At 39.4% G+C, this 16510-nt stretch carries 14 protein-coding genes; 4 read left to right on the forward strand and 10 right to left on the reverse strand.

Translation table 11 applies throughout. The features are described from left to right. Window positions 1-67: 67 nt before the first annotated feature. Window positions 68-1342: a leucine-rich repeat-containing protein kinase family protein gene (locus tag FW757_RS12580; protein WP_182797994.1), complete on the forward strand. Its 1275-nt coding sequence runs from the start codon at window positions 68-70 to the stop codon at window positions 1340-1342. A gap of 192 nt (window positions 1343-1534) precedes the next feature. Here the strand turns inward: FW757_RS12580 and FW757_RS12585 are convergent, their stop codons facing one another. From FW757_RS12585 to glk, 7 genes are all read right to left on the reverse strand, one after another. Continuing rightward, entirely contained in the window at window positions 1535-3289 is a 1755-nt protein-coding gene (locus tag FW757_RS12585; protein WP_182797995.1) for a hypothetical protein, read from the reverse strand. Window positions 3290-3475: 186 nt separating this feature from the next. Further along, window positions 3476-4600: a sterol desaturase family protein gene (locus FW757_RS12590; protein ID WP_149982407.1), complete on the reverse strand. Its 1125-nt coding sequence runs from the start codon at window positions 4598-4600 to the stop codon at window positions 3476-3478. A gap of 280 nt (window positions 4601-4880) precedes the next feature. After that, window positions 4881-5885: a type I glyceraldehyde-3-phosphate dehydrogenase gene (gene gap, locus FW757_RS12595; protein WP_145233472.1), complete on the reverse strand. Its 1005-nt coding sequence runs from the start codon at window positions 5883-5885 to the stop codon at window positions 4881-4883. Window positions 5886-5903: 18 nt separating this feature from the next. Continuing rightward, complete coding sequence (gene eda, locus FW757_RS12600) at window positions 5904-6524, reverse strand: bifunctional 4-hydroxy-2-oxoglutarate aldolase/2-dehydro-3-deoxy-phosphogluconate aldolase (RefSeq protein ID WP_145233470.1); 621 nt, start codon at window positions 6522-6524, stop codon at window positions 5904-5906. 32 nt (window positions 6525-6556) lie between these two features. Continuing rightward, entirely contained in the window at window positions 6557-8407 is a 1851-nt protein-coding gene (gene edd, locus FW757_RS12605; RefSeq protein ID WP_446441274.1) for a phosphogluconate dehydratase, read from the reverse strand. A 480-nt stretch (window positions 8408-8887) separates the two neighbouring features. Then, the gene (locus FW757_RS12610) at window positions 8888-9901 is read right to left on the reverse strand and encodes a LacI family DNA-binding transcriptional regulator (protein ID WP_145233466.1); all 1014 of its coding nucleotides are present in this window, start codon (window positions 9899-9901) and stop codon (window positions 8888-8890) included. Window positions 9902-9936: 35 nt separating this feature from the next. Then, entirely contained in the window at window positions 9937-10935 is a 999-nt protein-coding gene (glk, locus tag FW757_RS12615) for a glucokinase (protein ID WP_145233464.1), read from the reverse strand. Window positions 10936-11275: 340 nt separating this feature from the next. Between glk and FW757_RS12620 the strand changes: the two genes are divergently transcribed. After that, complete coding sequence (locus FW757_RS12620; RefSeq protein ID WP_149982408.1) at window positions 11276-12292, forward strand: LacI family DNA-binding transcriptional regulator; 1017 nt, start codon at window positions 11276-11278, stop codon at window positions 12290-12292. Window positions 12293-12516: 224 nt separating this feature from the next. After that, entirely contained in the window at window positions 12517-13149 is a 633-nt protein-coding gene (locus FW757_RS12625) for a trimeric intracellular cation channel family protein (RefSeq protein ID WP_446441275.1), read from the forward strand. Window positions 13150-13415: 266 nt separating this feature from the next. Here FW757_RS12625 and FW757_RS12630 read toward each other — a convergent pair whose 3' ends face one another. Together FW757_RS12630 and FW757_RS12635 are read right to left on the reverse strand one after the other, a co-directional pair. Next, a complete protein-coding gene (locus FW757_RS12630) occupies window positions 13416-14270 on the reverse strand; it encodes a CPBP family intramembrane glutamic endopeptidase (protein WP_182762551.1) in 855 nt (284 codons plus the stop codon). Window positions 14271-14610: 340 nt separating this feature from the next. After that, entirely contained in the window at window positions 14611-14931 is a 321-nt protein-coding gene (locus tag FW757_RS12635) for a DUF2834 domain-containing protein (RefSeq protein WP_149982410.1), read from the reverse strand. Window positions 14932-15293: 362 nt separating this feature from the next. Between FW757_RS12635 and FW757_RS12640 the strand changes: the two genes are divergently transcribed. Then, window positions 15294-16061 (forward strand): hypothetical protein, encoded by a 768-nt coding sequence (locus FW757_RS12640; protein WP_182719543.1) that lies wholly within the window; start codon window positions 15294-15296, stop codon window positions 16059-16061. Window positions 16062-16333: 272 nt separating this feature from the next. Here FW757_RS12640 and FW757_RS12645 read toward each other — a convergent pair whose 3' ends face one another. After that, on the reverse strand, window positions 16334-16480 hold the full coding sequence (locus tag FW757_RS12645) for a transposase domain-containing protein (protein WP_446441277.1): 147 nt from the start codon (window positions 16478-16480) through the stop codon (window positions 16334-16336). Window positions 16481-16510 lie beyond the last annotated feature (30 nt).

Raw genomic sequence — 16510 nt, forward strand, 5'->3', positions numbered from 1 at the left:
CTCAGGCCAACTTGATTGGCCTTTTTATTTTCTTATTGTTAAACCCCTAAATAAATGGATTTGTATTTTGAATACCGTTGAACAGCTTCGTAGTGGTAAATTAGCTGGCACTAAACGTTTACAACTAGTTGAAGAGCTAACCACATTCCCAGACGAAATTTTTACCCTTGCAGATACCCTCGAAGTACTCGATTTATCAAATAATAATTTATCTGATTTGCCCGACGAATTTGCTAGTTTAACTAAATTAAAGCGGGTGTTTTTATCATTCAATCAGTTCCAGCATATTCCTGCTGTATTGGCAAAATGCCCTTCCCTTATTATGATTGCATTTAAAGGCAATAAAATCAGTGAATTTGCCGAGCATAGTTTGCCGCTTTCGACACAATGGTTAATTTTAACTGACAACCATATTGAACAATTGCCAGACTCTTTTGGTGAACTTACGCAACTGCGTAAACTTGCCCTTGCTGGTAATCGACTAACGACTTTGCCACACAGCATGCAGCAGTGCCAAGCGCTTGAACTCGTGCGTTTATCTGCGAATAACTTAACTGATGTTAATGACTGGCTGTTTGAATTACCAAAACTCAGTTGGCTGGCTTTTGCAGGCAATGACTTTAATAAAGCACAAAGTTTACAACAAGTTCAATTAGCAGCCGTACAACTAAACGAGTTTTCACTTGTTGAAAAAATTGGTGAAGGTGCGTCTGGGATTATTCACTTAGCACAGTGGCAGCACAATAATGTGGCGTTAAAACTGTTTAAAGGCGCGATCACCAGTGATGGCTATCCACTTGATGAAGTAAACTGTTGCTTGCAAGCGGGCGAACATAAAAACCTAATAAACGTTCTCGCCTATATCGATAACCCAGAGCAACTTGGTCTGGTTATGGAGCTTATCAGTAAGGACTATCAAAACCTCGGCTTACCGCCGTCACTTGATACTTGCACCCGCGATACCTTTTTTGAGCATACACAGTTCACTGCTCACGCCATTAAACACATTGCTAAGCAAATGGTCAGCACCCTTGCCCACTTACATATCAATAACGTAAGTCATGGCGATGTATATGCGCACAACACCATGATAAACGATGAATACACAGTATTGTTTGGTGACTTTGGCGCAGCAACTAATTTAGACTCTCTGACCGACTATCAGCGCCAACAAATGCAGCGTATTGAAGTCAGAGCGATTGGCTGCTTAATTGATGATTTACTGAGCGTGTGTTCTGAAGTTACGAGCGATGCAACACAGCTAAGAAAACTTGCTCAACAATGTATGAATGCAGATATGAGCCAACGACCAACTCTAAAAGCACTAATAGAAAAACTATAACTTTTATGCGCGACTCTGAGTCATGCTTTACCGCCTTGCTTTGCTACATAGCTATAAAATAAAACTGAATATAAATAAGCCTTGGTCTACTTATATGGCTTTCGTGTCTGGTATGCTTTTATAATATCAGTAACTTTACTGAGCTTTGGTCAAACTAATTCACCCAAAGCTCAGTTGGTTAATAAAATAGCGTTAATCAAGCGTTATTGTAATGACTTCGTTGGCAAATTCGCTATACACCACAAGGTGTTTTTCAGAAATAGTCTCAAAATGAAAGTCTTTCATTGAATAACTTTCCCATGACACATCAGCTTTGATCAAATACTCTTTATCCGCTGATAGGGCCCACAGTTGCCCCGTAGATTGATTAGATGACGCATCACCTACATAAATCAATAAATAGCCTTGTTCACTCACAATAGGAGTTATTTTTTTAGTATTACTTCGTGCATAACTCGCAATTGTGCGCCATGTTTCATTATAAACTCTGATCGGTTGAGTGGTATTTAACCGTGATTGCAACTGCAATTCTGACTGCTCTGTACCAGCCTTACGTAAATATTTAAGCACGGCATATTTTATCGATGCTGTCTCAACAAAATCACCCGCTAGTAAAGTATCTAAGTCGCCGCCAATCCAATCAGGAGTTATTTGTCTTAACGCGGTTAAATCGAATGCAGTACTTGTCTCTACTTGTTCTCGTGTAAATTTAAACTGTTCAATGCCACTGTCTTGGTTTGTAAATAAGAACTGGTTATTACCATTTTGCCAAATAGTAGCATTGCGTACATTATTCAATGAAAACACAGCGTCATCGCGCGCACTTGGTATAACGTCCATTACATTTATAAGCAACTGCTCATCAGTACCAAAACCTAGACCAAATGTGATGTCATCATATTCAAAAAATGGTGTATGACTAAATGTACTGATCTGCTTACTCAATACAGTGCTCCCTCGGATCTGAGCATTTATGATCTGTATATACGATTTTGATGAAACCTCATTATTATCTTCAAGCGCTAGATAAAGGTCTTGATTATTTGCAATAAATTCACTTTTCAAAACCCCATCGTTGATTAGGTTAGATACTGCTTTCCATTTACCACTTTGCCAACTATAAACACCATCAGGAAAAGACGTTAACGCAAATAGTTTACCGCCTGAAATAGCTAGACTTGAAGCGTTAATATCATGGATTTTATAATTACCTAATTGGCCATTATCAAAAGAAGCAGAGTGTAATTTGTATTGCGTAGAGGCGCCTTCAGTAATAAACCAAACTTGCTCATCAAACCATAAATATTCAGATTCAATTAACCGCTCTTTGTCGGGGTTATCAAATAATAATTGCTTTTCTTGTTCACTAAACACCAAATACAATTTACGTTTTTCATACACCACAGTATAAGGACGGCAAGCTACTTTAAACTTAAGATTAGAGGAGTCATCAACTTCACAAATCTGTGGCCCGCCAAGCGCTGTAATTTCAGGCTCAATCATTGTAAGTGGTGGAACCGAGACTGGAGAGTCTTTTAACTGAATACTTTGCTCGCCATAACGAATAGTTACAGGGTATGAATAAGGGGTTGTTTGTGCAAAACTCGCCTGAGAAGATACACATTTAACAGCAAGGCTATAATTCAACGTTGTTGTATTGCTCAGCTGTGTGTCGCACGTGATACTTTCTGGTATAGCTAATAAGGTTGGTTGTACAAATGTTTTTGACGTTGCGCTCAGTTCAATAACCTTGTCTGCAGTAAGCTTCGCTTTGTTATCCATCCATGACACTTCAAGTCCTGCGGCAACACCATTGGCTGTTATTTTGAGCGTAAACGTTTGCTCTGAAATAGCAGGTGGCTTTGTATCTTGACTGTCTCCAGAAGAGCCACCGCATCCACTTGCGGCTAAAATAGATAAACTCACTAAAAATGATTTAAATTGCAAAATAGAATCCTTGTGTTTAATTAGTTTCAAAAAAGTCGCTACTAATACATATTCCTTCAGTTATCAATTATTACTACTAGTACCTTTTTTAGCAATATATTTTTGGTTATTATCTGTCCATACCAATACTCGATAAAATATGATCACTATCGAAAACACTAAATTGAAAGGATTCCCATATCGCGACTATTTTTGCTTTTTAAACGGAAACAGCTGCTGTTTTAACATCCCAGTTGGTACATAGTCCCCGACTACGCCATAAGCTTCTGGCCATTCTTGTTGGCCTTTTACGGCCGTGCCAAAAACATAATCTAAGAATGAAAAGTGCGCAGCATAATTACGGTCAATGGCCGCTTTATCTGAAGAGTGATGCCAATGATGAAACTGTGGCGTAACCAATAAATATTTCAACCAACCAAATTTCACCCGTACATTGGCATGGTTAAATACCGCCTGAAAACCCACGATTATCACATATAAGCTGATCACTTGCTGCGAAAAACCCAGCACGAAAATAGGCGTAAGTACTAAACTGCGCGTCACTAAAATTTCTAAAATGTGCTGGCGAGAGCCTGCAAGCCAGTCCATTTCTTTTGCACTGTGATGAATACCATGAAAACGCCATAAATAAGGCACTTCATGATAAGCGCGGTGTACAAAGTACTGCATCAAATCAGCGACTAAAATAATTAACAGCACTTGCAATATAAAAGGTAATTGACTAATGTAGCCCTGAACAGTGCTTGACACTGCCCAACCAAAACCATAGTGCACAAAGTGATTAGTCACTAATAACACAAACCCAATAATCAAATGGTTAACAAAAAAGTGGTTTAGATCACCGCGCCATTCACTGCGTAATATCTTTTGTTCTTTGCGGTGCGGTAACAGCTTTTCAATGAGAATAAATATTAAGGTTGAGCCCAATAAATCTAATATAAACCAGTCTAGGCCTATATAGGGGGTGTTATCAGCAAAATCATTCACCTCAACATTAGGGCCGCCAAACGCAATGGCCAGCACAATAAAAAACCACGCAGTTGCACCTAAACGTTTATTTTTGTTACGTACAAAGTTAAGTAACCCCAAACTACCGGCCACGATAAGCGCACCAAACATCAGTTGACGTAAAAATTCGACACTGTAGCTCTTTCTCAGTTCCGGTGTGGTTAAATATTCTGGAAAATGAAAGGCGAGCACGCCTAAACAAGACAGCATCGCTAAAAAGCAGCCGATATAACCGCTAATATTACCTTCACCTATTTGTAGGTGGTTAGTACGAAACAGGTGAGTTTTTAGAGTATTTTTCATTAGTAATTCCTTTTATATCAATCGTGTTAAGTTACTGACCATTTATAGCGACAGATAAATACAATGATAACAAGCGTAAATTTTGACATGTAGTTGTTCTACTTGAAAAAATTATACCGCAGTTAGCGCTTTATTTAGCTCGCTAGCATGGTTAAGTATTTAAGTCGATTGGTATTAAAACAGCTCGCAGAATACCATATCTACAGCCCAGCGCTAGACACAAAAAAGCCGCGATAGTCGCGGCTTGGTTGGATAAAGCTAAATTTTTACGTGGTACTTATTACAAGTACTGACCTAACGCTTTAACTTGGTCTAACATGCGGTTTGAGAAACCCCATTCGTTATCATACCAAGCCATCACTTTAACTAGTTTGCCATCAGCTTTCGTTTGCGTAGAGTCAAAGATTGACGACGCTGGGTTATGGTTAAAGTCAATAGAAACAAGCGGTAGCTCGTTGTATTGTAAAATATCTTTCATCGACCCAACAGATGCTGCTTTCATAATTTCATTGATTTCTGTAGCAGTTGTTTCACGCTTAGTAATAAACGTAAAATCAACCAGTGATACGTTGATTGTAGGTACACGTACTGACATACCATCAAGTTTACCAGCAAGCTCAGGTAACACTAAACCAACTGCTTTAGCAGCACCGGTTTTAGTTGGGATCATTGACTGCGTTGCACTTCGTGCACGATACAGATCAGGATGATAAACATCTGACAAGTTTTGGTCATTAGTGTAGGCATGGATTGTCGTCATGCTACCTTGCTCAATACCGACTGTATCGTTAATTGCTTTGGCAATTGGTGCTAAACAGTTAGTTGTACATGAAGCATTAGAAATAATGTTGCTATCTGCAGTGATCACATCACTGTTTACACCGTGAACAACGGTTGCATCTAAATCAGTACCAGGGGCTGAAACGATTACTTTTTTCGCGCCCGCTGTAATATGCTTTGCAGCATCTTCACGCTTAGTGAAAAAACCCGTACATTCTAAAACGATATCAACGTTTAATGCTTTCCATGGAAGGTTAGCAGGGTCGCGTTCTTGGGTAAGAGTAATAACGTCGTCGCCAATCAACATGGTGTTATCAGCAAGTGTTACTTTATGAGAAAATTGCCCATGCACTGAATCATATTGTGTTAAATGTGCATTAACATTAGCCGGTGCTAAGTCGTTAATTGCGACAATTTTAATTTCATTATTTTGTGCAGACTCATAAAGCGCGCGTAAAACATTGCGACCGATACGGCCATAGCCATTAATTGCTACATTAATCATTTCAAAACTCCACTTAAATTATTTAACTTCACTTGCTTGGCGAGCAAGCGCTTCAATGGCTTGCCAGTCTTTATTTTCAATTAGTTGTTTATCTAGCATCCAGGTACCACCAACACAAATAACATTGCTAAGTGCTAAGTAACTTGGTGCTGTTGCTAGGCTAATGCCACCGGTTGGACAAAATGTTACTTGTGGTAATGGCCCACCAATCGATTTAAGCATTGCTGTTCCACCTGCAGCTTCTGCTGGAAAGAACTTTAAAAACTTAAATCCGTGACTGGCTAATTTCATCACTTCACTTGGCGTTGCGGCGCCCGGTAGAAATGGAATATCAGTGCCTTTTGCCAGTGCTAAAAGTTCATCATTTACGCCTGGGCTCACCATAAAATCAGCACCTGCGGCAACTGATGCATCAAAGCTTGCTTTATCTACCACAGTCCCGGTGCCAACATAGGCTTCTGGTACTTCGGCTTTCATTAGCTTTACAGCTTCTGCAGCAATCGGTGTACGCAGTGTAATTTCAAGTGCTTTTAGACCGCCGTTATATAGCGCTCTTGCTAGTGGCGCTGCATCTTCTAAATTATCAATTACCACCACTGGCACTACCGGTGCCGATGATAATATTTTTTCTATGCTCATAGTGTGTTCCTCATACCCAGTTTGGCGAATTATTATTCTATTCCAAAGGCGCTAGCGCCCATGTCTGCGCTACTTACGATATTTCTAAATCCGGTGAACAACTCTCGGCCCGTACCAAACGTTAAGCTAGGTACGCTAAGTTGTAATTCACGTTGTGCTAATTCTTCATCACTTACATGTACTCTTAAGATACCTGCTGGTGCATCAAGAGTAATTAAATCACCTTCCTGAATCTTAGCAATAATGCCGCCTTCAACAGCCTCTGGTGCTAAGTGGATTGCCGCTGGCACTTTACCTGATGCGCCTGACATACGACCATCAGTTACGATCGCTACTTTGTAACCTTCATCTTGCAAGGTTGCCATTACTGGCGTGAGCTTATGCAGCTCAGGCATACCTTTGGCTTTTGGACCTTGCTCTTTTAGCACAGCAATAAAGTCTTGGTTTAACTCACCGCGTGTATAGGCTTCTTGTAATGCACTTTGTGAAGCAAATACTTTTGCTGGTGCTGTAACAACTTGATGCTCAACCGCAACCGCAGACACTTTGATCACGGCTTTACCTAAGTTACCAGTTAGTAACTGTAAGCCACCTTGTTTACTGAATGGGTTGTCAATTGGACGAAGTACATCTTCGTCTAATGAATTCTCTGGACACGGTACCCATTTAACTTTGCTTGGGCCTGTTGCGCTCGTCATGATCAGGTTACTGTCAGTATCTAAACGTGGTTCTTGGGTATACGCCTCGAGACTTTCGCCAACAATGGTTTTAACGTCATTGTGCAAGAACCCTGCACCAACGAGTTCTCTCATAAGGAAACCCATGCCGCCGGCTGCTTGGAAATGATTTACATCAGCAGAACCATTTGGATAAATACGTGTTAGCAGTGGCACCACTTCTGATAAATCCGACATATCTTTCCATGTCAGCTCAACGCCTGCCGCTTTGGCAATTGCCACTAAGTGAATTGCATGATTCGTAGAGCCACCGGTTGCTAACAAACCAACTAAACCATTAATAATGGTTTTTTCAGTTACAACATCCGCTAAGCAATTGGCATCTTTACTTTGAATCAATTGTTTAAGCATGGTTTCTACCGCATTACCGGTTAAACCATCACGCAACTCTGTATATGGATTGATGAACGAGCTACCAGGAAGGTGCAAGCCCATAATTTCCATCAACATTTGGTTACTGTTTGCAGTACCGTAAAACGTACAAGTACCCGCGCTGTGATAAGACGCACTCTCCGCTTCTAAAAGCTCATCACGGCTTACTAAGCCTTGAGCAAACTTTTGACGAATACGGGCTTTTTCTTTATTTGGAATGCCTGACTGCATCGGGCCTGCTGGCAAAAAGTACACCGGTAGATGACCAAATGATAAAGCACCAATTAATAGACCAGGGACAATTTTGTCACACACACCTAAGCAAAATACGCCATCAAACACATCGTGTGATAATGAAATAGCTGTCGACATCGCAATTACATCACGAGAAAAAAGCGATAACTCCATGCCATCACGGCCCTGAGTTACGCCATCACACATGGCTGGCACGCCGCCTGCAACTTGAGCTGTGGCATCGTACTTTGTAGCAATGTCTTTAATTAAATCTGGATAATCTTTGTATGGCACGTGCGCAGATAGCATATCGTTATATGAATTGATAATCGCTAAGTTTGGCTGCTCATCAGCTTTTAAACGTGCTTTATCGTCACTGCTACACGCAGCCATAACATGGGCGATATTGCCACAACCTAAACCAGAACGAACTCTTGTTTGTTTTTTTGCATGATTGATGCGTTCTAAATAGGCTTGGCGAGTAGCTTTACTGCGTTCAATGACGCGTTCGGTGACTTCTTGAATACGAGGATGTAACATAAAATTCGACTCATCTCTAAGGTTAGAGGATAAAGGCTCAGTGGCAAGTGCATACTCCACGAATGAACTTGCACTGAGCATCTTTGATTTACCCGTTCAAAGGTATACGTTGGCAGGTTGTCTCTCACAATCAACCTGACACCGGTGTCACTGTATTAACGCATGACTGTGACACCGGTGTCAACCCTATCCTATAAATTTAGTTTAAATATTTTAAATGACCAAATAATGAACGAAAATAATTTTTCATTAGGGGATCTAGCTTGGTCGCTAAATTGTGTTGCTGGAGTGCTAGAAAATGTGAGGAGTTTTTACTTTAATTTATTGATTATAATATCTTTTTATAATCTAAATGATATCAATCGTAAGTACCTATGAGCGGATAAAAAAACCCAGATAGCAACAACATGCAGACTGCTTTGTTAAGCAAAAAAATGCCCGAGTAAGCGTCACTCAAACTCGGGCAACTGTGAAAAGCCTTTATCTAACTTGTGCGGTAGACTCGCGTGTGATTAATCGCGCTTCAAGCGTAACCTGATACGGTTGCTCTTGCGGATCACCAATATGCTCAATCAGTTTAGTAACCGCTTGTTTGGTCATTTCTTCAACCGGTTGCGCTATGGTAGTAAGACCAGGCCAAATATGACGAGCAATTGGCGCATTATCAAAACCCGCGATAGAAATATCATCGGGTACTTTAAATTGACGTTGTGTTGCCAATTTTAATACCGCCGCAGCCATGTAATCATTTGATGCAAATACGGCGGTTGGACGTGGGGTTAAATCTAAAATGCTGCGCGCACTATCGACCCCAGAATGATAACTAAAGTTACCCTCTTCAACCAAACGTTCATTAAATTCAATGCCGTGCGTACTAAGCGCTCTGCGATAACCTTTGAAACGCTGCTCAGTGGCACTGTGATCTGGGTGGCCTTTAATAAACGCGATCGCTTTATGGCCAAGCTTAATTAAGTGCTCAGTGATCTCAAATGCGCCCTGCTCATCATTACTGCGTACTGAAATTGAATCGTCTTCAAGCACTGCTGATGCAACTCGTGCATACGGAATTTTTTTACTTTTGAGAAAATCGACTAATACCTTAAAATCTGAAAATGGCGGCGTCAATACCAAGCCATCAAGACGAGAAGATTGTAGTAAATGCTCAATATTACTGATCAACGCATCACCACGTAAATCACATGGGTGGATCAACAAGTTATAGTTGTTTTCTTGACACGCAGCAAGCGCACCAGTTTGCACCCGAGTGATATAACTTTTACTCGGGTTATCGTAAATGCAACCAATAATAAAACTACGATTTTGCGCCAAACCTCTGGCGATCGGGTTAGGAGTGTAATCTAGCTCTTTAAAAACCTTAAGAACTTTTTCACGGGTTGCATCACTAACATTAGGTTCATTATTTAAAACCCGAGACACGGTTTTTTTAGAGACCCCGGCATAACTTGCAACACTATTTATTGTAACTTTCTTCATCCAACCTTCCCAATAACACCCCTATGAGCGATGTATTATGACTGCTCATTGACGTGCAAACATGCAGCAGCACCAATAAGTGGAATATTATCTTGTGTGACTAACGTCACTGGTATTTGGCTCACATACTGCGACATGATCCCTTTAGCACCAAAACGCTCAACAAAACGACTAGCAAGTAAACGAGCTTGCATACGCGGTAAAATACCGCCACCAATATACACACCACCTAACGCACCAAATGCCAGTGCTAAATCGCCTGCGACACTGCCAATCCAATCACAAAATTGATTTAACGTAGCATCGCAAATGGCACATTCACCACTATTTGCTAATTCGCTAATTTGCGCAGCGGTTAAATTCTTAGCATCGACACCTTTTACAGCCGCCATGGCTTGATACAAATGAGCAATACCCGGCCCTGAAAATACTGTTTCGACCGATACATGTGGCAATAGCTTACGTAACTCGATGATCAGCTGAGTATCTAATTCACTCACTGATGCCAATGTTATATGCCCACCTTCACAACTCAAAACAGCACGTGATTGGCTAGTACGCACTAAACACGCCGCACCAAAACCAGTGCCCGGACCCATGACTGCAATATTTGCATCAGTATCGGCTTGTCCTGCTTTAACTGCAATGTTTTGTTGTGGATCTAAATAAGGTGCTGCATAGGCAAACGCAGCAAAATCGTTGATCACTTCCAGTTGAGCTAAATTAAACTCAGCTTTTACTTGTTCGACACTAAAGTGCCAACCTAAATTAGTTAAATGTACTTGGCCTGCTTTTATCGGTCCAGCCACGGCTAAACACGCGCGTCGAGGTTGAATATGACTAACTTGAGATAAATAATGCGTTATTGCCGCTTCCAATGAACCAAAATTGGCACTGGGAAAAATGATATTATGCTCAATAACGAATTGTTTTTCTTGTAGGTTAAAAGCAGTAATTAAAGCAAAACGGGCATTAGTGCCGCCGATGTCGGCCACTAAGATAGGATCGAATTCTGAATTTGGCTTGGAGTTCATCGTGTTTTCTCTTTTGTCTAAGCGGTTTATATACTTAGCTATAACCGTGCTTATTATTGTAATTTCAATGGTCTTGCTATCGCTATGAGATAAACTTTGAGCTATCACCTCAAAGTAGTTACTCTAGTATAAAAAAATGCTGCCCAACTAAATGGGCAGCCAATACGTTTTGACAACAAAATGATAAAACACCCGCATTATGACACCGGTGTCAGGGTTGGATCAATAAAAATTTTAAATTACTGATAAATTACTGATAAATAGCTTGTAAAAATCAGCAAATAAACGAGAATAACACGAGTTATTTGCACTTTAGTTACTTGAAATAGTTAGGTTGTGTATGAAAGGTAAAGCTACATCGTTTGACATTGCACACTACGCAGGGGTATCACAATCCACTGTCTCGCGCGCCTTGCGCAACAGTCCATTGGTTAATGAAGAAACCCGCAAACGTGTTTTTGAGGTAGCCAAACAGCTTAACTATAAAGTCGACAAAAATGCGAGTAACCTTCGAACTCAACAAAGTAGTACATTGGCTTTGTTACTGTTTGAAGATCCCACAGCAGATGAATCACAAATCAATCCGTTCTTTTTAGCGATGCTCGGCAGCATAACGCGTGCTTGCGCAAAAGAAGGGTATGACTTATTGGTATCGTTTCAATCTGCAAGCTCAGATTGGCAAGCGGACTACGAAGACAGTCACCGTGCTGATGGTATTATTTTATTAGGTTATGGCGATTACATTGATTTTCAGCCTAAATTTAATACCTTGCTTGAACAAAACACCAAATTTGTTTGTTGGGGAGCAACGGTAGATAATCGTGCCGATTTAACAATTAGCTGTGATAACTATGGCGGCGGCCAACTTGCTGCTGAGCATTTATTGGCGCATAACCGAACTGATTGCGCATTTATTGGTGATGCATCTGATCATAGCCCTGAATTTTTTGCCCGTTTTAATGGCTTTAAAGACAAGTTAAAACAACATGCTATTACCTTAAGCGAGCGAAAAATAGCGAATGCGATTTCGACCGAAGAGTCTGGTTATCATGCCACACGTTCGCTTATTGCCAACAATATTACCTTTAATGCCCTTTTCGCAGCTAGCGATCTGATTGCTATAGGTGCAATACGCGCTTTAAAAGAAGCCAATATTAACGTGCCGAAAGATGTAGCCGTGATAGGTTTTGATAATATTTCGATTGCCAGCTATGTAAACCCGCCACTCACAACCATAGAGCAAAACACCACGATAGCAGGACAAATGCTAGTTGAAAACTTACTAAAACTAATTCGTGGTGAACAAGTACAAAGCACCCTACTAACACCGCGACTAATTGCACGAGGTTCCAGCTAACTACATATATTTTATTACATTATTTACGGTCTTTTGTCCTTATTTTTTTATAATTACACGCTAGGTCAACGTACTATTAACAGCCAATTCACACATTGATTTCACATTAGTTTTTTTTATCTGAAACTGAGCGTTTTTAGTGTAATTTCTCACTCGTCTTTTTATTAGTTTCTCTCTACAATCGCACTTTTATTTTTGCTCTTAAAAATTCAAGTGAATATCTTATGCTATTAACTATTGTTTATATTATTGGTATTACAGCCGAAGCCATGACCGGTGCGCTGAGTGCTGGGCGCAGAAACATGGATTGGTTTGGGGTTATATTAGTAGCCAGTGCCACAGCAATTGGTGGTGGCAGCGTACGCGATATTTTACTTGGCAATTACCCTTTAACTTGGGTAAAACATCCAGAATATTTATTGATCACCTGCGTTGCCGGTATTATTACAACTTGGCTTGCAAAATGGGTGGTTAAATTTAAAGGCATTTTTATGCGTTTAGATGCCCTTGGGCTTGCCGCATTTAGTATTATTGGCTGCCAAGTGGGGCTTAATATGGGTTTGCACTATGGTATTTGTGTAGTCGCTGCTATTGTTACCGGCGTATTTGGTGGATTATTACGTGATTTAATTTGTCGCCAAGCGCCGCTAGTATTACATCATGAGCTTTACGCCAGCGTAGCGCTGATTGTAGCTTGTTTATATCTAGCACTACACCACTACAACATTGATGACAACATCAGCGTTATTACAAGCCTAGTTGTAGGGTATTTAATACGCATGGCATCGGTACGCTTCAAATGGCGCTTACCGACGTTTAGTTTATTAGAACCAGCTAATTTGAAAAATGAACAGTAAAGGCAGTCATTTATTAACCCCTGCTCATAAGCTTTTCAATAGTCCAATTACTTTTTAGGCTATTGAAACAGCCAAAAAATATTATTTTCATACGTTAAAACTAAATAGTTTTAACGGCTGTTTTATTTTGAAAGTAATTATTGAGTAATAAAGATTGTAATAAACTTGTACCACTTGATGTTGCCCAATATAAACCAATAGCAGAGGGGAAGTTTATTAAGGTAATACACAAATAACACCATCAGTACTTGATAGCATATAGTTATTTAATAAGAGGGTGTTGCAAGCATAGGGTAAGTAAATAAGAAAAAGTGAAACACATTAACGAGCCAATGGCATAAAATAGCCCACTCTAAACGCTGAGTTTTATAAAAAATGTATCCATAGCCAAAACCTGCAACAGCTGCCACTAGCATGTAACTAGCTCCAGCTGAAAAGTGTGCGAGTGAAAATAAACCAGTAGAGATCACAGGCGCTAGTAATGCAAACCGAGCCGAGGTTATCACTTTCGAAAGCTTAGTTTGTATTATCCCTCTAAATAACGCCTCTTCTGCAACGCAGGTAAAAAATAGATTAATTGCTATAAATAAAAACCAAAATTCGGGTACTTTAGGTGCAAACTCCATAAGGCCCAATATTAAAGCAGTGATGAGTGCAGCTAAAATCGTGATGGCAATAATCGAAAGTGGATGCCCTACCCTTATTGGTTTTAGCGTTTTATTTTTTGTAAAAAAATAAGCGCTCAGCATCAAACCCGCTAATGCTTTATCGAAATTAGCATACAGGGTAAATGCAATCGCATTGCTAGTAAGCTGTTCATTAACAACAATAGGCTGGTTATTAAAACCGGGGAACCAATGTAAGGCTAAACCAAGTGAGGCTATTACAAACAAAGGCGTTAAGATACTGCGTATTAACGCAGAGGTTGCAGATACCGAAAAGTGCAATAAGCCTAAATAAAACACAATAACAACAACTGCGTATAAGTTTATATATTCCTGATGATAGGCAGTTATAACACTTAGCAGCAGCAAGTATTGCCAAATTGGTTGGCGCAAAATTACTATCTTACAAAATGGAAAAACGCATAAAATAGATAGCGCTAGGAAACAAAAAGCCATGAATGTGTAATCTTATGTTTTAGATTTTAAAAAGGCTTTTTACTTTAATTAACGCCTTTTTCAGATCCGACCAGTTGTATGGTATTTATAAAAGTAAAAAAGCTCTGTCTGCTTTTTACATTTAATATTCATAATACAAAGCTCTATAAATGGTATTAGTATCTAAATAAATAACACCATTGAAGTACCAATAGCGCTAAAAATAGGGCTAACACCAGTAACTACGTCTCATTGCTTACATCTGGAAAATGATGGCGATTTTAAATTCAGTGCTAGTAAGTAGTAAAATGCGGAAAGCGCCAGATACTTGAAGATAGCTATTGACGCCATAACTTATTTGTTAGGGCTGTGATTCAAGGGACTGCTTTTCTTTGAGGTAAAGATAAAGTGGAAGCCCAAACGACACACCCACAAACAACGTGCCCAGCACAGCAAAATATCGATATGTCACTTTATTTCTGCGACCATCGACAATGATAAAACCCAACAAAACAACTGCAGACACTACAACATCAAGCCAAGCAAATACGCTGATAGAATTTGTCACCGCGTCATTAAACAAGAGACCAAGATCTAAACCATTTGTAACTAGCCAAGGAACAAAGGCGCCATAAGGAAGTAAAATTCCTAATAAAGTAAGAACCAGATAAAACCTAACCATTTCACCATCCTTGCAACTGTTTTTAGTAAGCCCTAATGAATCTGTAGAATAACTCGTTTTTAATTTATTTTTATTATTGTATCAACCATAGCCGAATTCCTATTTTGATTCAATCGTTTAGTGATTAACGGCTTTTGAAGTGGTTAGTGTGATTTGGTGTTTTTTAATATGAACCAAATAATTACAACTCCAAACTACCTAGTGAAATAAGAGACGCCCATTAACTATCAAAGATATGACATAAATTATTAGTCTTTCAAAATACCCACCATAACAACTCTATTGCAAAAACCTTTAAAATAGTTAAAGTGTTGTTCCGTTTTTTTATAAAAACCCCTGATTAGCTATAAGGCTTATAAAAAATGAAAAAGATATGTGTGTTACTTATTTTACTCATCGCCAGTGTCGCTAAAGCCGATGACATTAGTCAATATAAGTTCTATGCAACAGACAACTTCAGAGATGATCAGCAACCGGAGTTTGCCGCTTATATAAAAAATGGCGCTCCTTGTATTCAGGTTAAAAACCTAACAACCCATAAAGAGGTCCGCTTTTGTCAGATCACCAAAGGCATTAATTTAGCTGATGATCCTAACATCTACCCTTTTGATATTAATTTTTCAGGTCACCGATTATATTTCTTTGTTGCTGCCTATTGGGCTGATCAAGCTTGTACTATAGAACTGTCAAATATGACGATTAGTTGTGAGCTAAAAAACAAACCCAAAAAGGAAGAAGACGTTAAAGCAGAGCACCAAAAAGCGGTAAAAAAGAATGAGGTTGTCATCCCTCCTGCTGTTAAACATATAGAGTTTGGCAATGTAAAAGAAGCAGAAGGTCTGTTTCGTCTTATTCTTAATAATTCTGAAATGAACCCATGTTTTACCATTGAGCATTACAGTACATCCCTATTTGATGGCCCAACAAACATTAAACATGTTTGTAGTGCCATAAATAAAACGGACGACTCAATCATTGATCTTATAGGAAAAGACGGCAACTGGTGGTTTGAAAACTTTAATTGGCAAGGTAATAACTTAGCATTTGAAATAAATGCTATGGGGGGTAATTATAAATGTGAATTACCATTACCATTTACCGAGCAATCTGAAGCCTTATGTGTAAGATAAATCACATATTTGTGCAATGTAATCGCCACTCGAAGATTATTGGTTATATTTTATCAGTTTAGAGAGCTCATTTTGAGTCCCATTAAGCTCAGCTTTTTATTTACTGCTTACCAAATATGCCCAAGATGCGCCCGTGTAAGTCAAAAGTTGGGCGCGCAATTCACATAAGCTATTTAAATTAACGAGACTATAAAGTTTTTTAACATTAAAAAACTGTACTACTATCATGTCTTTCATTGTGCTTTATTTTCAAGTGGTTGGTAAGCGTATAGCTAACGACACCTAGCTTTGCTAAAGTTCCAAGGCAGAAGTGGCTCAAGGTTATCTGGCTGCTCTGCAATATGTTGTAAGCAAGTAGTAATATAGTCATGCACTACAAGATCATTTGCCTTTGCGGTTTCAACAAGACTATAAAGTATAGCGCTGGCATGAGCACCATTGCAGGTATT

Source organism: Pseudoalteromonas sp. 1181_04 (assembly GCF_052850545.1).